Source organism: Pseudomonas sp. NPDC089996, from assembly GCF_044748405.1.
GTDB lineage: Bacteria > Pseudomonadota > Gammaproteobacteria > Pseudomonadales > Pseudomonadaceae > Aquipseudomonas.
Genome location: NZ_JBIVGA010000001.1, coordinates 537,502 through 558,280 on the forward strand (window position 1 = coordinate 537,502; position 20,779 = coordinate 558,280).

General features: G+C 64.5%; 19 protein-coding genes. 7 read left to right on the plus strand and 12 right to left on the minus strand.

Going from position 1 to position 20,779, the window contains the following annotated elements; genetic code table 11:
- Positions 1-12: 12 nt before the first annotated feature.
- From ACIPW4_RS02510 to ACIPW4_RS02540, 7 genes are all read right to left on the minus strand, one after another.
- Positions 13-186, minus strand: a complete 174-nt coding sequence (locus ACIPW4_RS02510) for a hypothetical protein (protein WP_400654463.1) — start codon at positions 184-186, stop codon at positions 13-15.
- Positions 183-1,295, minus strand: a complete 1,113-nt coding sequence (locus tag ACIPW4_RS02515; protein WP_400654465.1) for a PepSY-associated TM helix domain-containing protein — start codon at positions 1,293-1,295, stop codon at positions 183-185. The genes ACIPW4_RS02510 and ACIPW4_RS02515 overlap by 4 nt, the downstream gene beginning before the upstream one ends.
- A gap of 141 nt (positions 1,296-1,436) precedes the next feature.
- Positions 1,437-3,869 carry a TonB-dependent siderophore receptor gene (locus tag ACIPW4_RS02520; protein ID WP_400654467.1) on the minus strand — a complete coding sequence of 811 codons (2,433 nt, stop codon included), beginning with the start codon at positions 3,867-3,869 and terminating at the stop codon, positions 1,437-1,439.
- A 219-nt stretch (positions 3,870-4,088) separates the two neighbouring features.
- On the minus strand, positions 4,089-5,045 hold the full coding sequence (locus ACIPW4_RS02525) for a FecR domain-containing protein (RefSeq protein WP_400654468.1): 957 nt from the start codon (positions 5,043-5,045) through the stop codon (positions 4,089-4,091).
- Positions 5,042-5,560, minus strand: coding sequence for an RNA polymerase sigma factor (locus tag ACIPW4_RS02530; protein ID WP_400654470.1), 519 nt, complete (start codon positions 5,558-5,560; stop codon positions 5,042-5,044). Before ACIPW4_RS02530 ends, ACIPW4_RS02525 begins: the two co-directional genes overlap by 4 nt.
- A gap of 231 nt (positions 5,561-5,791) precedes the next feature.
- On the minus strand, positions 5,792-6,502 hold the full coding sequence (locus ACIPW4_RS02535) for a PolC-type DNA polymerase III (RefSeq protein ID WP_400654472.1): 711 nt from the start codon (positions 6,500-6,502) through the stop codon (positions 5,792-5,794).
- Entirely contained in the window at positions 6,499-8,436 is a 1,938-nt protein-coding gene (locus tag ACIPW4_RS02540; protein WP_400654474.1) for a DUF294 nucleotidyltransferase-like domain-containing protein, read from the minus strand. Before ACIPW4_RS02540 ends, ACIPW4_RS02535 begins: the two co-directional genes overlap by 4 nt.
- 116 nt (positions 8,437-8,552) lie before the next feature.
- Here ACIPW4_RS02540 and ACIPW4_RS02545 point away from each other — a divergent pair, with 116 nt between their 5' ends.
- Positions 8,553-9,092, plus strand: a complete 540-nt coding sequence (locus ACIPW4_RS02545) for a response regulator (RefSeq protein WP_400654476.1) — start codon at positions 8,553-8,555, stop codon at positions 9,090-9,092.
- 121 nt (positions 9,093-9,213) lie between these two features.
- Here the strand turns inward: ACIPW4_RS02545 and ACIPW4_RS02550 are convergent, their stop codons facing one another.
- Positions 9,214-11,391: a malate synthase G gene (locus tag ACIPW4_RS02550; RefSeq protein WP_400654478.1), complete on the minus strand. Its 2,178-nt coding sequence runs from the start codon at positions 11,389-11,391 to the stop codon at positions 9,214-9,216.
- 456 nt (positions 11,392-11,847) lie between these two features.
- Between ACIPW4_RS02550 and ACIPW4_RS02555 the strand changes: the two genes are divergently transcribed.
- Positions 11,848-12,366: a glycine cleavage system protein R gene (locus tag ACIPW4_RS02555; RefSeq protein ID WP_110640003.1), complete on the plus strand. Its 519-nt coding sequence runs from the start codon at positions 11,848-11,850 to the stop codon at positions 12,364-12,366.
- A 238-nt stretch (positions 12,367-12,604) separates the two neighbouring features.
- Here ACIPW4_RS02555 and rarD read toward each other — a convergent pair whose 3' ends face one another.
- From rarD to ACIPW4_RS02575, 4 genes are all read right to left on the minus strand, one after another.
- Positions 12,605-13,492: an EamA family transporter RarD gene (gene rarD / locus ACIPW4_RS02560; RefSeq protein WP_400654480.1), complete on the minus strand. Its 888-nt coding sequence runs from the start codon at positions 13,490-13,492 to the stop codon at positions 12,605-12,607.
- Between the two features lie 64 nt (positions 13,493-13,556).
- A complete protein-coding gene (locus ACIPW4_RS02565) occupies positions 13,557-14,531 on the minus strand; it encodes a serine/threonine protein kinase (RefSeq protein WP_400654481.1) in 975 nt (324 codons plus the stop codon).
- A 162-nt stretch (positions 14,532-14,693) separates the two neighbouring features.
- Entirely contained in the window at positions 14,694-15,458 is a 765-nt protein-coding gene (locus ACIPW4_RS02570; protein WP_400654483.1) for a TOBE domain-containing protein, read from the minus strand.
- A gap of 26 nt (positions 15,459-15,484) precedes the next feature.
- Positions 15,485-16,222, minus strand: a complete 738-nt coding sequence (locus tag ACIPW4_RS02575; protein WP_400654484.1) for a ComF family protein — start codon at positions 16,220-16,222, stop codon at positions 15,485-15,487.
- An 89-nt stretch (positions 16,223-16,311) separates the two neighbouring features.
- Between ACIPW4_RS02575 and bioB the strand changes: the two genes are divergently transcribed.
- Genes bioB through bioD form a run of 5 tightly spaced genes read left to right on the plus strand, consistent with a single transcriptional unit; the run spans position 16,312 to position 20,770 of the window.
- Positions 16,312-17,370 carry a biotin synthase BioB gene (gene bioB / locus ACIPW4_RS02580; protein ID WP_400654486.1) on the plus strand — a complete coding sequence of 353 codons (1,059 nt, stop codon included), beginning with the start codon at positions 16,312-16,314 and terminating at the stop codon, positions 17,368-17,370.
- A gap of 1 nt (position 17,371) precedes the next feature.
- Positions 17,372-18,544 carry an 8-amino-7-oxononanoate synthase gene (bioF, locus tag ACIPW4_RS02585; protein WP_400654487.1) on the plus strand — a complete coding sequence of 391 codons (1,173 nt, stop codon included), beginning with the start codon at positions 17,372-17,374 and terminating at the stop codon, positions 18,542-18,544.
- Positions 18,537-19,268: an alpha/beta fold hydrolase gene (locus tag ACIPW4_RS02590; protein WP_400654488.1), complete on the plus strand. Its 732-nt coding sequence runs from the start codon at positions 18,537-18,539 to the stop codon at positions 19,266-19,268. Before bioF ends, ACIPW4_RS02590 begins: the two co-directional genes overlap by 8 nt.
- Entirely contained in the window at positions 19,261-20,079 is an 819-nt protein-coding gene (gene bioC / locus ACIPW4_RS02595) for a malonyl-ACP O-methyltransferase BioC (protein ID WP_400654490.1), read from the plus strand. The genes ACIPW4_RS02590 and bioC overlap by 8 nt, the downstream gene beginning before the upstream one ends.
- A 10-nt stretch (positions 20,080-20,089) precedes the next feature.
- Positions 20,090-20,770 (plus strand): dethiobiotin synthase, encoded by a 681-nt coding sequence (gene bioD / locus ACIPW4_RS02600; RefSeq protein WP_400654492.1) that lies wholly within the window; start codon positions 20,090-20,092, stop codon positions 20,768-20,770.
- Positions 20,771-20,779: the final 9 nt, after the last annotated feature.

Genomic DNA, 20,779 nt, shown 5'->3' on the forward strand with positions numbered 1-20,779 from the left:
TATCCGCTTACCTCACCGGCACAGGCCTCGCAGGCTAAGCCATGCGGGGATACCAAGGCCGAGCCAGGCAAGCATGTCCCAGGCCCCGTCACCGAGCAGGGCGGCGAACAGCCCCAGGGCGCCAACCAGGGCGACGGCGGCCGGCCAGGCGAACACCCTGGCGGTTGATCGCGAACGATGGTTCATGCTTTGCCCTCCCGTGTCCGGCGTTGCTTGCCCCACCACAGGTACACGCCGCTGCCGAGCACGATGATGGTCAGCACATCCAGCAGCGCCCACAGGACCTGCATCGGGCGGCCGCCGTAGTCGCCGAAATGCAGAGGTTGCGACAGCCCCAGGGCGTCCATGTACCAGGGCCGTTCGCCGACTGCGGTCACCTCGAGGGTGTGCGCATCGATCAGCACCGGCGTGAACAGGTGCGAGGTCAGATGCGTGGCGCCGTTCATGAACACCGCATAGTGGTGCTCGCTGGAGAACCGCGTGCCGGGGAAGGCAATGAAGTCGGGGCGCATGCCGGGTGCGGCCTGTTCGGCGATGGTCAGCAAACGGGTAGCGGGTGCACGCTCGGTGAGCGGCGGGGCATCCCGGTAGGGTGCGACCATTGCTGCCAGGCTGTCGTTGCGCCAGGCGGCGATGACCAGGTCGGAGAGGGCGCTGATCACGCCGGTGACACCGACGGTCAGGGCCCAGGCCAGGGTGACCACGCCGATCAGGTTGTGCAGGTCGAGCCAGCGCAGGCGACGGGACTTGTCGTTGCGCACGGTGCCGAAGTCCAGGCGGCGCATGAACGGAGCATAAAGGACTGTGCCGGAGACGATCGCGACGACGAACAGCACGCCCATGAAGGCCAGCAGCAGCTTGCCGGGGAGCCCTGCGAACATGTCCACGTGCAGGCGCAGCATGAGCATCATGAAACCGCCGTTGGCAGCGGGCATGGCCACGGCTTCGCCGGTGCGGGCGTCGAGCATGAAGGTGTGGGACAGATTCGGATCGGTGCCGGCGGTGGCTGCGGTGATGGCCACCACGCCATTGGGTTCGTCCTTGTCGTAGCCGAAGTACTGCATGACTTCGCCGGGGCGGTGCTGTTCGGCCTTGAGCACGAGTTGCTGAAGGTCCAGGTGCGGGGTGCCTGCCGGCATTTCGCGCAGTTCGGGTGCGTCGCCGAGCAGGTGTTCGAGTTCATGGTGGAAGATCAGCGGCAGGCCGGTGAGTGCCAGCAACAGCAGGAACAGGGTGCAGACCAGGCTGCTCCACGTGTGGATCACCGACCACCGGCGAATGGTTGGGCTTTTCATCACGGTACCGATTTTTGTCTGTTGAATCGTGGGGCTGCGTTGCAGCCCTTTCGCGACACAAGGCCGCTCCTACAGGAGAATGCGATCCCTTGTAGGAGCGGCCTTGTGTCGCGAAAGGGGCGCAAAGCGCCCCCAGCTCACTCAGAACTTGTAGGAAGCACTGGCCACGACGCTACGCTCGTCGCCGTAGTAGCAATAGAACGAATCGCAGGTCGAAATGTAGTCCTTGTTGAACAGGTTGGTCGCGTTGACCGCCACCGACGCGCCCTTGAGGCTGTTGCTCAGGCGGCCGAGGTCGTAGTGCACCGAGGCGTCGTACACGGTGTAGGCGTTGGCCTTGCCCAGGTAAGTGTTGGCCTGGTCGCCATAGGTGTTGCCGGTGTAACGCGCGCCAGCGCCGATGCCGAAGCCGTCGAGCACGCCACTGTGCCAGGTGTAATCGGCCCACAGCGAGGCTTGCTGGTTGGGCATCAGCTGCAGGCGGTTGCCTTTGTACTGGCCGTCCTGAACTTCCGATTTGGCCAGGGTGTAGGCCGCGGTCAGCTTGAGGTTTTCGGTGACGTCGGAAACCGCTTCCAGCTCCAGGCCGTGGACCTTCACTTCGCCGGTCTGGCTGGTGACGGTGATGCCGCCCTCGTTATTGGTAACCGAGACGTTTTTCTGCGTCAGGTCATACACGGCTGCCGACAGCAGGGTGTTGGAGCCTGGTGGCTGGTACTTGACGCCCAGTTCCCACTGTTTGCCTTCGGTGGGCTTGAACGATTCGCTGGCGGACACGGCGGCGTTGGCGGATGGCTGGAACGACTCGGCATACGACAGGTACGGTACGAAGCCCGAGTCAAACACGTAGCTGATGGCCGCGTTGCCGCTGAACTTCTTGTCGCGCTGGGTATTGGTGGCATCGCCCTGGTTGAGGAACTTGGTGCTGGTGTGCACCCAGTCCTCGCGACCACCCAGGGTCAGGCGCCAGTTGCCGAGGGCCATCTGGTCCTGGACATACACGCCAGTCTGGTAGGTTTTCTGGTCGTAGTCGTAGAACGCCGTGGAACGGTCCGGGCGGGTGATGGGCACGCCGTAAACCGGGTTGATCACGTTGCTGTTCGGCACGTTGAAGCCGAAGATCGACAGGTAGTTGGTGTTGACGCGCTGGTGGTCCAGGCCAAGCAGCAGGGTGTGGGTGATGTCGCCGGTGGCGAAGTCGGCCTGGAAGTTGTTGTCCAGCGCGAACTGGCTGATGTCTTCATCGGTGTTGGTGGACATGCGGCTGACGGTGCCATCGTCCTGCACTGGCGGTGTGGTCGCGTTGTAGCTGCCGGGCGTGATGGTCTGGAACGCCAGGTCCGTCTTGGTGTAGCGCAAGTTCTGACGGAACTGCCAGACATCGTTGATGCGGTGTTCGAAGGCATAACCCAGCGCATAGTAAGTGCGGTCGTAGAACTCGTAGTCCGGGTCACCCAGGTTCTTGTGGTGGCTGATCTTGCCGAACGGCATGTCGATCTTGGTGCCCTGGATCGGCCGGAACTGGCTGGTGGCGCCAGTATCGTCGCGGGTGAACTGGGTAAGCAGGGTCAGCGAGGTATCGTCGTCGATGTTCCAGGTAAGGCTCGGCGCGATGTTGTAGCGCTTGTCGTCAATATGGTCGATCTGCGTGCCGCCATCGCGAATCACGCCGCTGACGCTGTACAGGAACTGGCCCTGGTCATCGATCTTGCCGGTGCTGGCAAAGTTGATCTGGCGGTGGTTGTCACTGCCGTATTGCAGCTCGATCTCGTGGGCGCTTTCGGCCTGGGGGCGGCGGCTGACCATGTCCAGCAGGCCGCCAGGCGGGGTCTGGCCATACAGCGAGGAAGCCGGGCCCCGCAGCAGCGCCAGGCGGTCGAGGTTCCAGGTTTCGGCTTTCGGGTTGGCGTACACACCGCGTGGCAGCGGCAGGCCGTCGAGGAACTGGGTCGGCTCGAAACCACGCACGCGCATCCAGTCGTAGCGGGTGTCGCTGCCGAAGCTGGCGGAAACGATGCCCGGCATGTATTTCACGGCGTCGTCGAGGCTGTGCACGCCGCGGTCGCTCATCTGCTGGCGGGTGGCCACGGAGATCGAGCGCGGTACTTCGACCAGCGCGGTGTCGGTCTTGGTGCCCGCAGCGGTGCGCTTGGCCAGGTAACCGTCTACCGGGCCCCAGGCGCTTTCCGATGCACTGGAGGCGTTCACCGTGGTTTCCGGCAACGCCAGGGCGCCATCCGGCACGGCAATCAGGCTGTAGCTGCCGACACTGCTCTGCTGCAGTTGCAGCCCGGTGCCCTGCAGGGCTGCCTGCAAGGCACCGAGGCCACTGTACTGGCCGTTGACCGGGGCCGAGGTGCGGCCGCTGACCAGCGCCGGGTCGATGGCCAGGGCGATGCCCGACTGGCTGGCGATCTGGTTCAGGGTGGTGGCCAGTGGTGCGGCGGGCAGGTTGTACGCGCGCGGCGCAGACTGCTCGGCGGCGAACAGGGCGGGGCTGGTCAATGGTGTGGCCAGGGCGACGGCCAAGGCCATCAGGCTGGGACGCAGGATACGATCAACGGCACGGGACATGCAGCGGTTCCTCGACGGATAGGTACTGACTGCTTCCTTGCCGAGCGAGATTCCAGAAGTGACAGGGGGAATCGGAAAAAAAGTAAGAATTATTTCAAAATGGCTTCTGCCTGCACCGGCCCTTTCGCGGGTAAACCCGCTCCCACAGGTAGTGCACGGTGCTCAAGGGCTGCGAAATCCTGTGGGAGCGGGCTTGCCCGCGAAGAGGTCGAAACAGGTTTACTTGGGGATTACGGTCACCCACCACGGCGTATGCCGCTCGATCTTCACCGGCAGCGCCGGCACCAGCGAGGCCAGGGCCAGGTCGGTATCGGTCAGCGGGAAGCTGCCGGTCACGCGCAGGTCGGCCACTTCATCAGCCACGCCCAGGTGGCCGTTGCGGTAATGGCCCAGCTGTTTCAGCAGGTCGGCCAGGCGCACGTTGTCGACCACCAGCATGCCGCGGGTCCAGGCGTCGGCCCCGGCTTGCACCGGGCCTATGCGGCCCAGGCCGTTGCTGCTCATCAACACCTGCTGGCCCTCGCGCAGCACCTGTTCGTCACCGCTGTCATGCGGCATGGCGGCAACCGACGACTGCAGCACTTCCAGGCGCGTGCCCTGGTCTTCACGGCGCACCAGGAAGCGCGTGCCCAGTGGCCGCAGGCGGCCATCGTCGGTGCGCACCAGCAGTGGGCGCGGGTCGTCATGGCCGGTCTCGACCGAGATTTCACCCTGGTGCAACACGATCAGGCGCTGCTCGCCCTGGTAGTCGATATCGACGGCGGTATGGGTGTTCAGGCTCAACAGCGTGCCGTCTTCCAGGCGCAGGGTGCGCAATTCGCCCGTGGCGGTGCGCTCATCGGCCAGCCAGTAGCTGGGTGCCAGCGACGGGGCGCCGACCCAGGAAAGCAGGGAACCGAGCAGGAACATGCCGGCCAGCCCGCCACCGACTTTGCCGATGCGCCGGCGCAGGCCGGCGCGTGATTGCAGCAGGGCCTGGCGACCCGGGCCGGCAGCGGCGCTGACGCGCTGGTCGAGGGCGCCGAGCTGGTGCCAGGCACGGGCATGCTCTTCGCTGGCGGCATGCCAGCGGATGAATTCGTTGCGCTCGTCAGGCGTGCCGCTGCCATCGTCCAGGCTCAATTTCCAGGCGATGGCGGCTTCCAGCACCTGCGACGAAACCGGTGCGCTGTTCACGTCGGTTCCCCGTACAGGGCCACGTAGCACTGTCGCATGCCCTGGGCGATGTACTGGCGCACGCGTGACACCGAAACGCCCAGGCGTTCGGCGATCTCGGCGTGGCCCATGCCATCCAGGCGGTTGTGCAGGAAGGCCGCGCGGGCCTTGCTCGACAGCTTGCCGAGCAAGCGGTCGATGGCCTTGAGGTCTTCGAGGATCAGGTGCTGGGTTTCCGGGGAGGGATGTTCGGCTTCGGGGATCGACGCCAGCTCGGCCAGGTAGGCCTGTTCCAGCGCGGCGCGGCGGAAGTGGTCGAACATCAGGCCCTTGGCCACGGCGGCGAGGAAGGCCCGCGGTTCGCGCGGGGTGTCCAGCTGCTCACGGCCGAGCAGGCGCACGAAGGTGTCCTGGCTCAGGTCTTCGGCGCGCTGGCGGCAGGCCAAGCTGCGTTGCAACCAGGCAAGCAGCCAGCCGCGATGGTCGCGGTACAGCGAGCCGACCAGGTTGGCGTGTGGGCTGTGGGCAGAAGACATGCAGCGTCCCCCCGAACGTATGCATTAACTAACGATAATTATTCGCGATTGTTACAGAGCCGGGGGTGGCGTGCAATGGACGCTTATCGGATTGCCATCATCAAAGCTGTGTTGTCTGTACCGGCCCTTTCGCGGGTAAACCCGCTCCCACAGCGATCGCACCAGTTTCAGACCTGTGCAGTCCTTGTGTGCGGGTTTACCCGCGAAAGGCCGGCACAGGCCAATGTTCATCTACAGGCCGTGGTTATGCACTGCGCGCCGCCGCCAACCGCGCAGCCGCTGCTCCAGCTGCAACGGGCTGTCGAGCTGCTGGCGCCGGGCCTGGCTGAACAGGATCAACACCAGCTCCGCCGTGACCTGCGCATCGGCGCTGGCATGGTGGCGCTCCTCCACCTGCAGGCCGAAGCGCGCCACCCAGTCATCCAGCCCGGCTTCGCGCAGGACGGTGTCGGGGTTGAGCATCGGTGCCAGCTCAGCCACGTCGAGCCAGGGCACTTGCAGGCGATGGCCCAGGCTCTCTTTCAAGGCCCGGGCCAGCATGCGCTGGTCGAACGGTGCATGGAACGCCAGCACTGGGCTGTCGCCGATGAATTCGAGCAGGTCGAGCAACGCCTCGGCCGGGTCGCAGCCTGCGGCCAGGGCACTCGGCCCCAGGCCGTGGATCAGTACGCTGGCATTGGTTTTCTGTTCCGGGCGGTGCAGGGTGCGTTCGAACTGTTGAGCGAAATCGATGGCCCCGTCCTCGATGGCCACAGCACCGATCGACAGTACCTGGTCGCGGTTGGGGTTCAGGCCGCTGGTTTCCAGGTCGAGCACCACCCAGCGCTGCTCGCGCAATGAGCACACGCCCGGCGGTTTTACCTTGGGCAGCCGGGCCAGGCGCCGGCGCAAGGCATCGTCCAGCAGCGGGGCAGCAGGGCGCAGCCAGGCGAACAGGCTCATAGCTGATACCGCAGGGCCAGGCTGCTCTGCAGGCGCTGGGCCTGGCGCAGCGATTCGCGCAGGATGCGCCGGTCCAGATGGTTGAGGCTGTCCGGATCGAGGCGGTTGGAGTAGGGCAGGTTGTCGCGGGTCTGGCGCTGGTGCTGCTGCATGCGGGTTTGCTGGATGAAGTGGTAGGCCTCTTCATACGCGGCACCGTCCAGCGCTTCGATGACCCCTTTGTCGACCAGTTGGCGCAGGCGCTCGAGTGTATTGCAGGCGCCAATGCCATTGGCCAGGGCCAGCAGGCGGGCGCCATCGACGAAGGGCGTCAGGCCCTGGACCTTGAGGTCGAGGGTGGCGGCCTTGTCGTTGCCCTGGCGGGTCAGCACGAATTCGCGCAGACGGCCCACCGGGGGGCGCTGGCGAAGGGCGTTTTCGGCCAGCATGCGCTGGAAGATGCGGTTGTCCGCCACCTGCTCCAGCAGCTGCCGGCGCAGTTGTTCACAGCCGTGCTCAGCGCCCCAGACCACGCGCAGGTCGAAGTAGATGCTCGAACCCAGCAGGTTCTGCGGGCTGGCTTCGCGCACGAAACCGGCAAAGCGCCGCGCCCACTGTGCACGCGACAGGCACAGCTCGGGGTTGCCGGCCATGACGTTGCCCGTGCACAAGGTGAAACCGCACTGGGCCAGGCACTGGTTGATGTACTGCGCCAGGGGCAGCAGGCGCGCGCGAATGGCCTCGGCTTCGGCGTCGTCGGCGGCTTCGAAGAGGATGCCGTTGTCCTGGTCGGTGTGCAGCGTCTGCTCGCGGCGCCCTTCACTGCCAAAGCACAGCCAGCTGAACGGCACACCTGGATCGCCCCGTTCGGCAATGGCCAGCTCGATCACCCGGCACACCGTGTGGTCGTTGAGCAGGGTAATGATCTGGGTGATCTGCGTGGAGGACGCGCCGTGGGCGAGCATGCGCTCGACCAGCTGGCCGATCTCGCCGCGCAGTTGCACCAGCGAATCGAGGCGTGGCGCATGGCGGATGGTCCGCGCCAGGTGCACCAGGTCGACCCGCTGCAGGGAAAATAGGTCGCGTTCGGACACCACGCCACACAGGCGCCGGTTGTCCACCAGGCAGACGTGGGCGATGTGCCGTTCGGTCATCGCCAGGGCCGCATCGAAGGCGCTTGCCTTGGGGCTGAGGTAGAACGGCCTGGCGGTCATGTGCTGCTCGATCGGTGCGCCGAGGTCGGCGTCGGCGGCGGCCACCACCTGGCGCAGGTCGCGCAGGGTGAAGATGCCCACCGGATAGCGCTGCGGGTCGATCACCACGATGCTGCCGACCTGCTGTTCATGCATCCGCCGCACGGCCTCGCGCAGCGGCGTATCCGGCGTGCAGACCACTGGGTGACGCATGGCCAGCTCACCGAGCGGTGCATTGAGCGAGTACTGGGTGCCGAGGGTTTCCACTGCCCGTTGGCGCACCTGCTGGTTGACCTGGTCGAGCAGGCTGCTGACCCCACGCAGTGCAAAATCTCGAAACACATCCGACATCGAGAAGACGCGGATGAATGCAACCTTGTTCAGTTGCAGGCAGAACGTGTCTTCGCCGGCCAGGTGTTCGGTGCGCGTTGCCCGCTCGCCCAGCAGCGCCGCCAGCGGGAAGCATTCGCCGCCGGTGATCTCGAAGGTGGTTTCCACGCCGGGTTTGACCAAGTGCTGGCGCTCGCCGACCACCCGGCCCTGCTTGACGATGTAGAAGTGCTCGACGGGCCCGTCCGTGGGTTTGATGATGCTTTCGCCACTGGCATAGAAGCGCAGCTGGCATTGTTCCACCAGGAAGGCCAGGTGGCTCTGCTCCATCTGGTTGAACGGCGGAAAGCGCTGCAGGAACTGCAAGGTGCCTTGGATGTTCTGCAGTACTGCCGTTCTTCCCGCCTGACTGTAGGCGTCCTTTTTGCTCATGACACTGACCGTATCGCTACGCCGAACTATATATATCTATATATAGGTGCCGGCCTTGTTGTTCTCGGCACCCATGGTCGGCTGGCAGCGGGGTGGTGCCCATTGGACGTAAGTCTATGAGCCATGCTGTCAAAGACCCGACGAAAGGCGAACCGGGTTGCGTAGGTTCTGCGGTCCTAACCACCGAGCGGGATTTTTTTGACGAGATGATCATGGCTGAGCATGACGACATCCTGACTGACGCCGAACGCGAGGCTTTGGCCGGGGTGAGTGCGCCTGTCGCACCCAGCCCGGTGGTGCTGATTGTCGATGACAATTCGGTGAACAGCGAGGCGCTGAGGCTGTACCTGAAAAGCAGGGGTATCGAGTGCATGACTGCCGATGGGGCAGGAGAGGCGATGTTCAAGCTGCATTATGAACCACGCATTGCCTTGATGATCACTGATCTGCGCATGCAGCCCGACAATGGCCTGGAGTTGATCCGGCAGATTCGAGAGTCGGAGCGGGCGGCGTTGTCGATCATCGTGGTGTCGGGCGACACCGATGTGAAGGAGGCGGTGGACGTGATGCACCTGGGGGTGGTGGATTTTCTGCTGAAGCCGGTGGATTTGGGGAAATTGCTGGGGTTGGTGAAGAAGGAGCTGAAGATCGAGTAGGGCGGGATTGGGGCTGCTTTGCTGCCCTTTCGCGACACAAGGCCGCTCCTACAGGGGATTGCGAACTTCCTGTGGGAGCGGCCTTGTGTCGCGAAAGGGCCGCAAAGCGGCCCCCTGCGGTTTACAACCCGTTACGCGCCTTGAACTCGCGGCGACGGCGGTGCAGCACCGGCTCGGTGTAACCGTTCGGCTGCTTGGCACCGTCGATCACCAGCTCGATCGCCGCCTGGAACGCGACGTTGTCGTCGAAGTCCGGCGCCATCGGGCGGTACAGGGCATCACCGGCGTTCTGCTTGTCGACAACCGCAGCCATGCGCTTGAGGCTTTCCAGTACCTGCTCCTGGCTGACCACGCCATGGCGCAGCCAGTTGGCCAGCAGCTGGGCCGAGATGCGCAGGGTGGCGCGGTCTTCCATCAGGCCGACATCGTTGATGTCCGGCACCTTCGAGCAACCCACGCCCTGGTCGATCCAGCGCACGACATAGCCGAGGATGCCCTGGGCGTTGTTGTCCAGCTCGTTGCGGATCTCGTCTGCAGACCAGTTGGTATCGGCCGCCAGCGGGATGGTCAGGATATCGTCGACCGAAGCCGGCGCGCGCGCAGCCAGCTCGCGCTGACGCGCCTGCACGTCGACCTTGTGGTAGTGCAGGGCGTGCAGGGTGGCGGCGGTCGGCGACGGTACCCAGGCGGTGTTGGCGCCGGCCAGCGGGTGAGCGATCTTCTGCTCGAGCATCGCGGCCATCAGGTCAGGCATGGCCCACATGCCCTTGCCGATCTGCGCGCGGCCTTGCAGGCCGGTAGCAAGGCCGACGTCGACGTTGTTGTTCTCGTAGGCACCGATCCACTTCTCGTTCTTCATGGCGCCCTTGCGCACCACGGCGCCGGCTTCCATCGAGGTGTGGATTTCGTCACCAGTGCGGTCGAGGAAGCCGGTGTTGATGAACACCACGCGCTCGGCGGCCGCCTTGATGCAGGACTTGAGGTTGACCGTGGTCCGGCGCTCCTCGTCCATGATGCCGACCTTGACGGTGTTGCGTTTCATGCCCAGCAAATCTTCGACGCGGCTGAAGATCTCGGCGGCGAAGGCGACTTCTTCCGGGCCGTGCATCTTCGGCTTGACGATGTACACGCTGCCGCTGCGGGTGTTCTTGCGGCTGGTGTTGCCGTTGAGGTTGTGCAGGGCGATCAGGTTGGTGAACAGGCCGTCCTGGATACCTTCCGGGATTTCGTTGCCCGCGCCATCGAGAATCGCCGGGTTGGTCATCAGGTGACCGACGTTGCGCACGAACAGCAGCGAACGGCCGTGCAGGGTTACGCTGCCACCATTGGGCGCGGCGTACTCGCGGTCCGGGTTCATGGTCCGGGTGAAGGTCTTGCCACCCTTGCTGACGCTTTCGGCCAGGTCGCCTTTCATCAGGCCCAGCCAGTTGCGGTAGACGATGACCTTGTCATCGGCATCGACGGCGGCGACCGAGTCTTCGCAGTCCATGATGGTGGTCAGTGCCGATTCCATCAGGATGTCTTTGACGCCGGCGGCATCGGTGCTGCCGACAGGCGTGCTGGCGTCGACCTGGATCTCGAAGTGCAGACCGTTGTGCTTGAGCAGTACGGCGGTCGGTGCCTTGGCGTCGCCATGGAAGCCGATCAGCTGGGCGTCATCACGCAGGCCGCTGTTGCTGCCGCCTTTGAGGGCGACGACCAGCTTGCCGCCTTCGATGCGGTAGCCGGTGGAGTCGACGTGCGAGCCGGCCGCCAGGGGCGCGGCCTGGTCGAGGAAGGCGCGGGCGAAGGCAATGACCTTGTCGCCACGCAGCTTGTTGTAACCCTGGCCTTTTTCGGCGCCGCCTTCATCGCTGATGGCATCGGTGCCGTACAGCGCGTCGTACAGCGAACCCCAGCGGGCGTTGGCAGCGTTCAGGGCGAAACGGGCGTTCATCACCGGCACGACCAGCTGCGGGCCGGCCATGTGGGCGATTTCTTCGTCCACGTTCTGGGTGGTGGCCTGGAAATCGTCGGCTTGTGGCAGCAGGTAGCCGATTTCCTGGAGGAATGCCTTGTAGGCTACGGCGTCGTGTGCCTGGCCTTTATGTGCCTGGTGCCAGGCGTCGATCTTGGCTTGCAGCTCGTCGCGCTTGGCGAGCAGGGCTTTGTTCTTTGGGGCGAGGTCGTTGATGATCTTTTCTGCACCGGCCCAGAACGCAGTGGCTTCGACGCCAGTTCCAGGGATCGCTTCGTCGTTGACGAAGTCGTACAGTGCCTTGGCGACCTGAAGGCCACCGACTTGAACGTATCCAGTCATTGCTTGCCTCACCTCTGCTCAGCTATTTCGCTTTCGCTCTTCTGTATTAAGCCTGTAGCGCTTCTCTAAACACGGCACCAGTACATGCTCTCGCCACTCACGAGAGCGGCTGGGTGCGGCTCGCCAGGCTGGCTGGCGGGCGGTTGGCGTATTTTCACAGGCGCCTTGGCAGACATCGTAACGACGTTTTGTAGTCCGCGCCGAGGCATACTACATGAAGCAGCAGGCCCGTAAACATCAGACTAAAAGCGTCGCTCTGCGACCGGTCGGTCGCGTCGGGTCACGCTGGGAGTGGCTATGTTCGCAAAAAACCAATGGATTGTTCCAGATAAATCTTGAAACAGTACACGATTAGTTCTGCAAACTGCCCTGCGGCAGGTTGCCGCGCCTTGCCTATACTGACTCGATCCCCCGTATTTTCGCCGCCTTGAGCGGCCCGACGCAGAGGAAGGGCCTGTGGATCATCTTGTATTGACCGTGATTGCCCCGGACAAGGCCGGCCAGGTCGAACGCATTGCCCAGTGCATCGCCGATCATAACGGCAACTGGCTGGAGAGCCGCATGTCGCGCATGGCCGGGCAGTTCGCCGGGATCCTGCGAGTGGCGGTGCCGGCGGAAAACTACGACGAGCTGGTGAAGTCGCTGCAGGCGCTGGGGCAATACGACATTCGCGTGCTCATCGCCGAGAGTGGCATCGAGCCGTCATGCACCTGGAAACCGATAGCCATGGAACTGGTGGGCAATGACCGGCCGGGCATCGTGCGCGACATCACGCGCTTGCTGGCAGATCAGGGGGTGAACCTGGAGCGCTTCACCACCGAAGTGCGGCCGGCGCCCATGAGCAGTGAGCCGCTGTTCCATGCCGATGCGTTGCTGGCGCTGCCCTTGACCTTGTCGCTGGATGACCTGCAGCAGAAGCTGGAGAGCCTGGCGGACGACTTGATGGTGGAGTTGAAGTTGCGGCCGGAGGAATGATCCCAGATTGCCTGGACCGCTTCGCGGTTATCCCGATTTCACGGGGACGGCCCTGTGGATAACCTGGGGGCGCACCTCGCCAGGCCAAGAATGGCGTACCTTTCAGGGTTTTGAGCAAAAAATATACAGAAATCAGTCGCTTGTGCACAAACCACGGGGAAGAGGGTGTGGATAACCTCTGGAGAGGTTGCTCCAGGCCACGAATTACGTGGCCTGTGCAGGTTTGGTCGTTTTTTGATCAGGCACGCTTGCGGAGATTCAGCCAGGCATCGACGCTGTACAGCGCCAGGCCCGCCCAGATACAGATGAAGGCCACCAGGCTGCTTGAAGACAGATGCTCATCGAAAAGCAGCACTGCCTGCAGCAGCACCAGCGTTGGCGCCAGGTACTGCAGGAAGCCCAGGGTGGTGTAGGGCAAGTGTCGGGCGGCGGCGTTGAAGCAGACCAACGGCACTAGCGTCACCGGGCCTGCTGCCATCAGCCACAGTGCTTCGCTGCTGGTATAGAACGCACCCTGCGCGCTCACCGCCGTGGGGTTCAGCAGCAGCCAGCCCAGCGCCAGTGGTACCAGCATCCAGGTTTCCACTACCAGCCCCGGAAGTGCAGCCACCGGGGCCTTTTTGCGGATCAACCCATAAAAGCCGAAGGTCAATGCCAGCACCAGCGACACCCACGGCAGGCTACCCACTTGCCACACCTGCTGTGCCACGCCCACGGCGGCCATGCCCACGGCCAGCCATTGCAGGCGGCGCAGGCGTTCCCCAAGCAGGAGCATGCCCAGCAGCACGTTGACCAGCGGGTTGATGTAGTACCCCAGGCTGGCTTCGAGCATGCGGCCGCTGTTCACCGACCACACGTAGGTCAGCCAGTTGGCCGCGATCAGTGTCCCGCTCAGGGCCAGGATCGCCAGGCGGCGGGGGTTGTCGCGCAGCTCGCGCCACCAGCCTGGGTGTTTCCACACCAGCAGCAGCAGGGAGCCGAACAAGGCGGACCAAAGCACCCGGTGGACGATGATCTCCACAGCCGGGACGCTTTGGATGGCTTTGAAATACAGGGGGAACAGACCCCAGATGATGTAGGCCGACAGGCCCAGAATGTACCCGCGACGCGGGTTTGCGGCGTGCATGCAGAATCCTTGCTTAGGTAGCTAAATACAGCGACGCCTATTGTAGACAGACGCTTGTGGCTATCTAGAACAATTTCAGCGGTTGTTCGTCCAGTGCTGCGGTCTGCTCACGCAGGGCAAGGATCTGGTCGCCCCAGTAACGGGGCTGGCCAAACCAGGGGAAGCTGCGCGGGAACGCCGGGTCATCCCAGCGCCGCGCCAGCCAGGCGCTGTGGTGCAGCTGGCGCAGGGCGCGCAGGGGTTCGATCAATGGCAGTTCGCGTGGGTCGAAGTCGTGGAACTCGTTGTAACCGTCGATCAGTTCGGCCAATTGGCCAAGGCGCTCTTCGCGGCTGCCGGCAAGCATCATCCACAGGTCCTGCACGGCTGGGCCCATGCGGCAGTCGTCCAGGTCGACGACGTGATAGACGTCGTCGCGATGCATCAGGTTGCCGGGGTGCAGGTCGCCGTGCAGACGCATGACCTGGTGCGGGGTACGTGCGTAGATGTCCTCGACCCGTTTCAGCAGCTCACGGGCCACGGACTCGAAAGCAGGCAGCAACTCTCGCGGGACAAAATCGCCTTCCAGCAGGGTTTGCAGCGAAGCGTGGCCGAAGTTGTCCACAGCCAATGCTTCGCGATGTTCGAACGGGCGGGTTGCGGCAACCGCATGCAGGCGGCCCAGCAGTTGGCCCAGGCGGTAGAGCTGGTCGAGGTTGCCCGGCTCTGGCGCATGGCCGCCACGGCGCGGGAACAGTGTGAAGCGGAAGCCCTTGTGCTCGAACAGGGTCTGGCCGCCGTGTTGCAGCGGCGCGACCACGGGTACTTCGCAGTCGGCCAGTTCGGCGGTGAACTGGTGCTCTTCCAGAATCGCCGCATCGCTCCAGCGGCCCGGGCGGTAGAACTTGGCAATCAAGGGTTGCGAATCTTCGATGCCCACCTGATAGACGCGGTTCTCGTAGCTGTTCAGCGCCAGGATCCGGGCATCGCTGAGAAAGCCCAGGCTTTCCACGGCATCCAGGACCAGGTCGGGGGTGAGGGTGTCGAAGGGGTGGGACATGGGGGCTCCGGGGGTGGGCGGCGTGATGGCATGTTACCCCATTCCAGCATTGATCCTGAGTCTGCTTCTTCGCGGGCAAGCCCGCTCCCACAGGTACTGCACACTGTTCAAACCTTGTACAAGTCCTGGGAGCGGGCTTGCCCGCGAAAGGGCCGGTGCAGGCTAAACCGGTACCCCAAGCAATACAAAGGACGGATGAAACTGCACCCGTATCTTGCTCCCTTCGTCTACCGACTGCCCGACCAGCCAACCCGCCTCGGCAAATGCACACAACGTCTGCCCGTTACCAAGCGCCAAGCGCACCTCGCTGTCGCCCCGTGCATCAGCCAGCACCTCTTCCACGGTGGCGTTCAGCACATTGCTGCCTGCCTCGGCTTCATCCTGCGCACCCAGCAACTGCACCCACCCGGCCTTGAGCAGCGCCATCACGGTAGTGCCTAGTGTCAGCTCCAGCCGCGCCGTACTGTCCTGGGTGATCAACGCGTCAATCTCCAGCCCGCCGCCCAACGCCAGGCTGACCCGATCATGCCGGCCCTCCCTGCGCAGCCCGCTGACCTGGCCCTGCAGCTGGTTGCGTGCGCTGGTACGCAACATCAGGCGGCCAAGCAGATCCAGGTCGCTGGACTCTTCCGCCGCTTCGAGAATCTGCGCCTGCAGTGCCTGCACCTTCTGATACAGGCGCAGCACCCGCTCACCCTCTGCCGAAAGCCTGGCGCCACCGCCGCCACGCCCACCCGTGCTGCGTTCGACCAGGGGCTGGCTGGCCAGGTTATTGAGTTCGTCGATCGCATCCCAGGCAGCCTTGTAGCTGATGCCGGCAGCCTTGGCGGCGCGAGTGATCGAGCCTTGCTCGGCAATGTGCTGGAGCAAGGCGATGCGCTGCGGACGGCGGGCGATGTGCTGGGTGAGGAGAGCGGGCAGGGACATGGTGGCGCCTATCTGGAACTGACCCGTCAAGCTTGCCCCGGTTTTGCCGTGCGTGCCAGGCAATACACATCGACCCTGCGTGCGCCGGCTTGGCGCAGCCGTTGGGCGACGGCTTGCGCAGTGGCCCCGGTGGTCAGTACGTCATCGACCACGGCGACGTGCCTGCCCTCGAGCGATGCCTCGCCAGCGAGCGCGAATGCGTGGCGCAGATTGCGGCGGCGTGCCCGGGCATCGAGATGCTGTTGTGCGGGGGTATCGCGCGTGCGCAGCAACAGCCGTTCAGCGCACGGGATAGCCAAGGCCTTCGACAGCCAACGCGCGAGCATGCTGGCCTGGTTGAAGCCACGCTCGCGCAGTCGACGCCTGGCCAATGGCACAGGCAACAGCAGGTCTGGCCTGGTCAGGCCCTCCAGGTAGCGATGGTGCAGGTTCTGGCCGAGCATTTCGGCCATCAGCCGGCCCAGCGGCCATTGGCTGTTGTGCTTGAAACGACTGATCAGCGTGTCCAGCGGGAAGCCATAGTGCCAAGGCGCGACAACCTGATCGAAGGCCGGTGGACGGCGGCTGCACTGGGCGCAAGTCAGACCGTCCATCGGCAAGGGCAGGGCGCACCGCAGGCACTGCTCATCGAGCCAGGGCAGTTCCTGCTCGCAGGCAACACACAGCGGGTAGTGCTGTTCGGCGGATTCGCTGCACAGCAAACAGCTATGGTTAATATTTGTACACTTGTAAACCAGTGTTTTTAACCAAGGTTGACAGTTCATAGGCCTTCCATGACTATGCGAGCTATCCGTGATGCGCTGGCGGGCAGTCCTGCCTCGGCGCTAGCTACAGCCTAAACAAGGAAACGCCGATGAGCGCCAGCACAACTGCAACAACACGTCACGACTGGTCCTTGGCTGAGGTCAAGGCACTGTTCCAGCAGCCGTTCAATGACCTGCTGTTCCAGGCGCAGACCATGCACCGCGCGCACTTCGACCCTAACCGCGTGCAGGTTTCGACATTGCTGTCGATCAAGACCGGCGCCTGTCCGGAAGATTGCAAATATTGTCCACAGTCCGGCCACTACAACACCGGGCTGGAAAAACAGAAGCTGATGGAAGTGCAGAAGGTGCTTGAGGAGGCCGCGCGCGCCAAAGCCATCGGCTCGACCCGCTTCTGCATGGGTGCTGCCTGGAAGCACCCTTCGGCCAAGGACATGCCCTACGTGCTGGAGATGGTCAAAGGCGTGAAGGCCATGGGCCTGGAAACCTGCATGACCCTCGGCAAGCTCGACCAGGAGCAGACTGCTGCCTTGGCCCAGGCCGGCCTGGACTATTACAACCACAACCTCGATACCTCGCCGGAGTTCTACGGCAGTATCATCACCACCCGTACCTACAGCGAGCGCCTGCAGACCCTGGCCTACGTGCGCGATGCCGGGATGAAGATCTGCTCCGGTGGCATTCTCGGCATGGGCGAGTCGCTGGACGACCGCGCCGGCCTGCTGATCCAGCTGGCCAACCTGCCCGAGCACCCGGAGTCGGTGCCGATCAACATGCTGGTCAAGGTTGCCGGTACCCCGCTGGCCGAGGAAGAAGACGTCGATCCGTTCGACTTCATCCGCATGCTGGCGGTCGCCCGTATCCTCATGCCCAGGTCGCATGTGCGCCTGTCCGCCGGCCGTGAGCAGATGAACGAGCAGATGCAGGCGCTGGCTTTCATGGCTGGCGCCAATTCGATCTTCTACGGCGAGAAACTCCTGACCACCGCCAACCCGCAGGCCGACAAGGACATGCAGCTGTTCGCACGCCTGGGCATCAAGCCCGAAGCACGCGAAGAGCATGCCGACGAAGTGCACCAGGCCGCCATCGAGCAGGCCCTGGTCGAGCAACGCAGCAGCGAGCTGTTCTATAACGCCGCGTCGGCCTGAGATGGCCTTCGACCTGGCGGCGCGCCTGGCCGAACGGCGCGCCGCGGACCTGTATCGGCAGCGTCCATTGCTGGAAAGCCCGCAGGGGCCGGAGGTCGTGGTCGATGGCCAGCGCCTGCTGGCCTTCTGCAGCAATGACTACCTGGGCCTGGCCAACCACCCTGAAGTGATTGCTGCCTGGCAGGCTGGCGCCGAGCGCTGGGGTGTCGGTGGCGGCGCCTCGCACCTGGTGATCGGCCACAGTTCGCCGCACCATGCCGTCGAAGAGGCGCTGGCCGAACTCACCGGCCGCCCGCGCGCGCTGCTGTTTTCCACCGGCTACATGGCCAACCTTGGCGCCATCACCGCGCTGGTGGGGCAGGGCGACACTGTGCTGCAGGACCGCCTGAACCACGCATCGCTGCTCGACGGCGGGCTGCTCAGTGGTGCCCGTTTCAGCCGCTACCTGCACAACGACGCTGCCAGTCTGGCCGGCCGTCTGGACAAGGCAACTGGCAATACGTTGGTGGTCACTGATGGCGTGTTCAGCATGGACGGCGACCTCGCCGACCTGCCGGCTCTGGCCGCTGTGGCCCGTGCCCGTGGCGCCTGGCTGATGGTCGACGATGCCCATGGCCTGGGCACCTTGGGTGCGCAAGGTGGGGGCATCGTCGAGCACTTCGGCCTGGGCATCGAAGATGTGCCGGTGCTGATCGGCACGTTGGGCAAGGCCTGCGGCACCGCGGGTGCCTTTGTTGCTGGCAGCGAAGAGTTGATCGAAGCGCTGGTGCAGTTCGCCCGGCCCTACATCTACACCACCAGCCAGCCTCCGGCACTGGCCTGCGCCACGCTCAAGAGCCTGGAACTGCTGCGCCGCGAAGCCTGGCGCCGCGAGCACCTCGCGGCGTTGATTCGCCAGTTCCGCAAGGGCGCCTCGCAAATCGGCCTGCAGCTGATGGACAGCCCGACACCGATCCAGCCGATCCTGATCGGCGACAGTGCCCAGGCACTCAAGCTGTCGCGCATGCTGCGTGACCGCGGCCTGTTGGTGACCGCCATTCGCCCGCCGACCGTGCCTGCCGGCAGCGCCCGCCTGCGGGTCACCCTGAGCGCGGCGCACAGCGAGGCGCAGGTGCAGCTATTGTTGAATGCATTGGCCGAGTGTTATCCACAGCTGGAGGCCGCCGATGCGTAACCGTTTGATCCTTCTTCCCGGCTGGGGGCTGGGCACCGCCGCCCTCGAGCCCCTCGCCGCCAGCCTGCGGGCCCAGGATGCACGCTTGCAGGTCGAGCTGATGCCGCTGCCGGAACTGCCTGAGGCCGATGTGCAGGCGTGGGTGGACTACCTTGACCGCAAATTGCCCGGCGATACCTGGCTGGGTGGCTGGTCGCTCGGCGGCATGCTCGCCAGCGAGCTGGCGCGCAAACGCGGCGACCATTGCTGCGGCTTGCTGACCCTGGGCAGCAACCCCAGTTTCGTGGCGCGCGGCGACTGGCCTCAAGCCATGGCCGAAGACACTTTCGGCACCTTCCTTGACGGTTGCCGCAGCCACACCTCGGTGACCCTCAAGCGCTTCCGCACGCTGTGCAGCGAGGGTGCCCAGCAACCCCGAACGTTGCTGCGCCAACTGGGTATCGGCGTGCCGGACACCGACCCGCTGTACCTGGCCACCGGCCTTGAAGTGCTGGCGCAGCTCGATACCCGTGAGGCGCTGCAGGCCTTTGCCGGCCCGCAGTTGCACCTGTTCGCCGGCAGCGATGCGCTGGTGCCGGCCGAGGCGGCCAAAGCGCTGAGCGAGCTGCTGCCCGACGTGGAGGTTGGGCTGGTCGAAGACAGTTCCCACGCCTTCCTGCTGGAATATCCGCAGGAGCTGGCGGCGGGCATCAAGAGTTTCCTGCATGAGAGTGGCGATGACTGACCTATCCCGTCCAACCCTGCCCAGCACGTTGCCGGACAAGCGCCAGGTGGCTGCCTCGTTCTCCCGGGCGGCGGCCAGCTATGACAGCGTCGCGGCCCTGCAGCGTGCAGTGGGCGTGAGCCTGCTCGACCAGCTGCCGGATGGCCTGGCGCCGAGCCGCTGGCTGGACCTGGGCAGTGGCACCGGGCATTTCAGCCGGGTACTGGGCGAGCGTTTCGTGCAGGCCACCGGCGTGGCGGTGGATATCGCCGAAGGCATGCTGCGCCATGCCCGCGATGAGCGTGGCGGGGCGCACTACCACGTTGCCGGCGATGCCGAACGGCTGCCGCTGGGCGAGGCGTGCGTCGACCTGGTGTTCAGCAGCCTGGCGGTGCAGTGGTGTGGCCAGTTCGCCAGTGTGCTGGACGAAGCCCGCCGCGTGCTGCGCCCGGGCGGTGTGCTGGCGTTCAGCAGCCTGTGCGTCGGCACCCTCGATGAACTGCGCACCAGCTGGCAGGCCGTGGATGGCATGGTGCATGTCAACCGCTTCCGTCGTTTCGAGGACTACCAGCGCCTGTGCGCGGCCAGCGGCCTGGAGCAGGTCTGCCTGCAACGCCAGGCCCAGGTGTTGCACTACCCGGACGTGCGCAGCCTGACCCATGAACTCAAAGCCCTGGGCGCCCACAATCTCAACCCTGGAAGGCCTTCTGGCCTGACCGGGCGTGCACGCATGCAAGGCCTTCTGCAGGCTTATGAAGCGTTCCGCCAACCCCAGGGGCTGCCCGCCACCTATCAGGTGGTCTATGGTGTGTTGCGCAAGCCACAGGCATGAGAGGAGCGAAATGAGCCAGGCCTATTTCATCGCCGGCACCGATACCGATGTCGGCAAGACCACCATCGCGGCAGGGCTGCTGCGTGCTGCCCAATTGCAAGGGCTGACTACCTTGGGGGCAAAACCGGTAGCGTCGGGCTGCACGACGACGACCAAGGGCCTGCGCAACAGTGATGCGCAGGCGCTGATCGACCAGAGCTCGTTCAAGCTGGCCTATGAAGAGGTCAATCCGTTCGCCTTCGAGCCGGCAATTGCGCCGCATGTGGCTGCACGGGAGGCAGGGGTCGCGCTGGAGGTGCCCGTGCTGGCGAGGGCCATGCGCCATGTGCTGGACCAGGCAGCGGATTTCACCCTGATCGAAGGTGCCGGTGGCTGGCGCGTACCTTTGTCCGACCATGCCAACCTGTCGGACCTGGCGATTGCCCTGAAGCTGCCGGTGATTCTGGTGGTCGGGGTTCGCCTGGGTTGCATCAACCACGCCTTGCTCAGCGCCGAGGCGATTGCCCGGGACGGGCTGCAGCTGGCCGGCTGGGTGGCGAACATCATCGAGCCGAAAACCTCGCGGCTGGAGGAAAATCTGGCCAGTCTGGCCGAGCGTTTGCCAGCGCCCTGCCTGGGGCGGGTGCCTAAGCTCAAGTTGCCCACTGCGGATGTGGTTGCCGAGTATTTGCAACTCGACCTGCTGGATTGAACGCTGGCA

Coding starts and splice junctions, on each gene's coding strand:
- ACIPW4_RS02565 (WP_400654481.1), bottom strand. CDS start 14,531: ATGTCCCACCCCTTCGACACCCTCACCCCCGACCTGGTCCTGGATGCC.
- ACIPW4_RS02530 (WP_400654470.1), bottom strand. CDS start 5,560: ATGTCTTCTGCCCACAGCCCACACGCCAACCTGGTCGGCTCGCTGTAC.
- ACIPW4_RS02510 (WP_400654463.1), bottom strand. CDS start 186: ATGAACCATCGTTCGCGATCAACCGCCAGGGTGTTCGCCTGGCCGGCC.
- ACIPW4_RS02540 (WP_400654474.1), bottom strand. CDS start 8,436: ATGAGCAAAAAGGACGCCTACAGTCAGGCGGGAAGAACGGCAGTACTG.
- ACIPW4_RS02520 (WP_400654467.1), bottom strand. CDS start 3,869: ATGTCCCGTGCCGTTGATCGTATCCTGCGTCCCAGCCTGATGGCCTTG.
- bioF (WP_400654487.1), top strand. CDS start 17,372: ATGGCCTTCGACCTGGCGGCGCGCCTGGCCGAACGGCGCGCCGCGGAC.
- ACIPW4_RS02515 (WP_400654465.1), bottom strand. CDS start 1,295: ATGAAAAGCCCAACCATTCGCCGGTGGTCGGTGATCCACACGTGGAGC.
- bioD (WP_400654492.1), top strand. CDS start 20,090: ATGAGCCAGGCCTATTTCATCGCCGGCACCGATACCGATGTCGGCAAG.
- ACIPW4_RS02535 (WP_400654472.1), bottom strand. CDS start 6,502: ATGAGCCTGTTCGCCTGGCTGCGCCCTGCTGCCCCGCTGCTGGACGAT.
- ACIPW4_RS02575 (WP_400654484.1), bottom strand. CDS start 16,222: ATGAACTGTCAACCTTGGTTAAAAACACTGGTTTACAAGTGTACAAAT.
- bioB (WP_400654486.1), top strand. CDS start 16,312: ATGAGCGCCAGCACAACTGCAACAACACGTCACGACTGGTCCTTGGCT.
- ACIPW4_RS02570 (WP_400654483.1), bottom strand. CDS start 15,458: ATGTCCCTGCCCGCTCTCCTCACCCAGCACATCGCCCGCCGTCCGCAG.
- ACIPW4_RS02550 (WP_400654478.1), bottom strand. CDS start 11,391: ATGACTGGATACGTTCAAGTCGGTGGCCTTCAGGTCGCCAAGGCACTG.
- rarD (WP_400654480.1), bottom strand. CDS start 13,492: ATGCACGCCGCAAACCCGCGTCGCGGGTACATTCTGGGCCTGTCGGCC.
- bioC (WP_400654490.1), top strand. CDS start 19,261: ATGACTGACCTATCCCGTCCAACCCTGCCCAGCACGTTGCCGGACAAG.
- ACIPW4_RS02590 (WP_400654488.1), top strand. CDS start 18,537: ATGCGTAACCGTTTGATCCTTCTTCCCGGCTGGGGGCTGGGCACCGCC.
- ACIPW4_RS02545 (WP_400654476.1), top strand. CDS start 8,553: ATGAGCCATGCTGTCAAAGACCCGACGAAAGGCGAACCGGGTTGCGTA.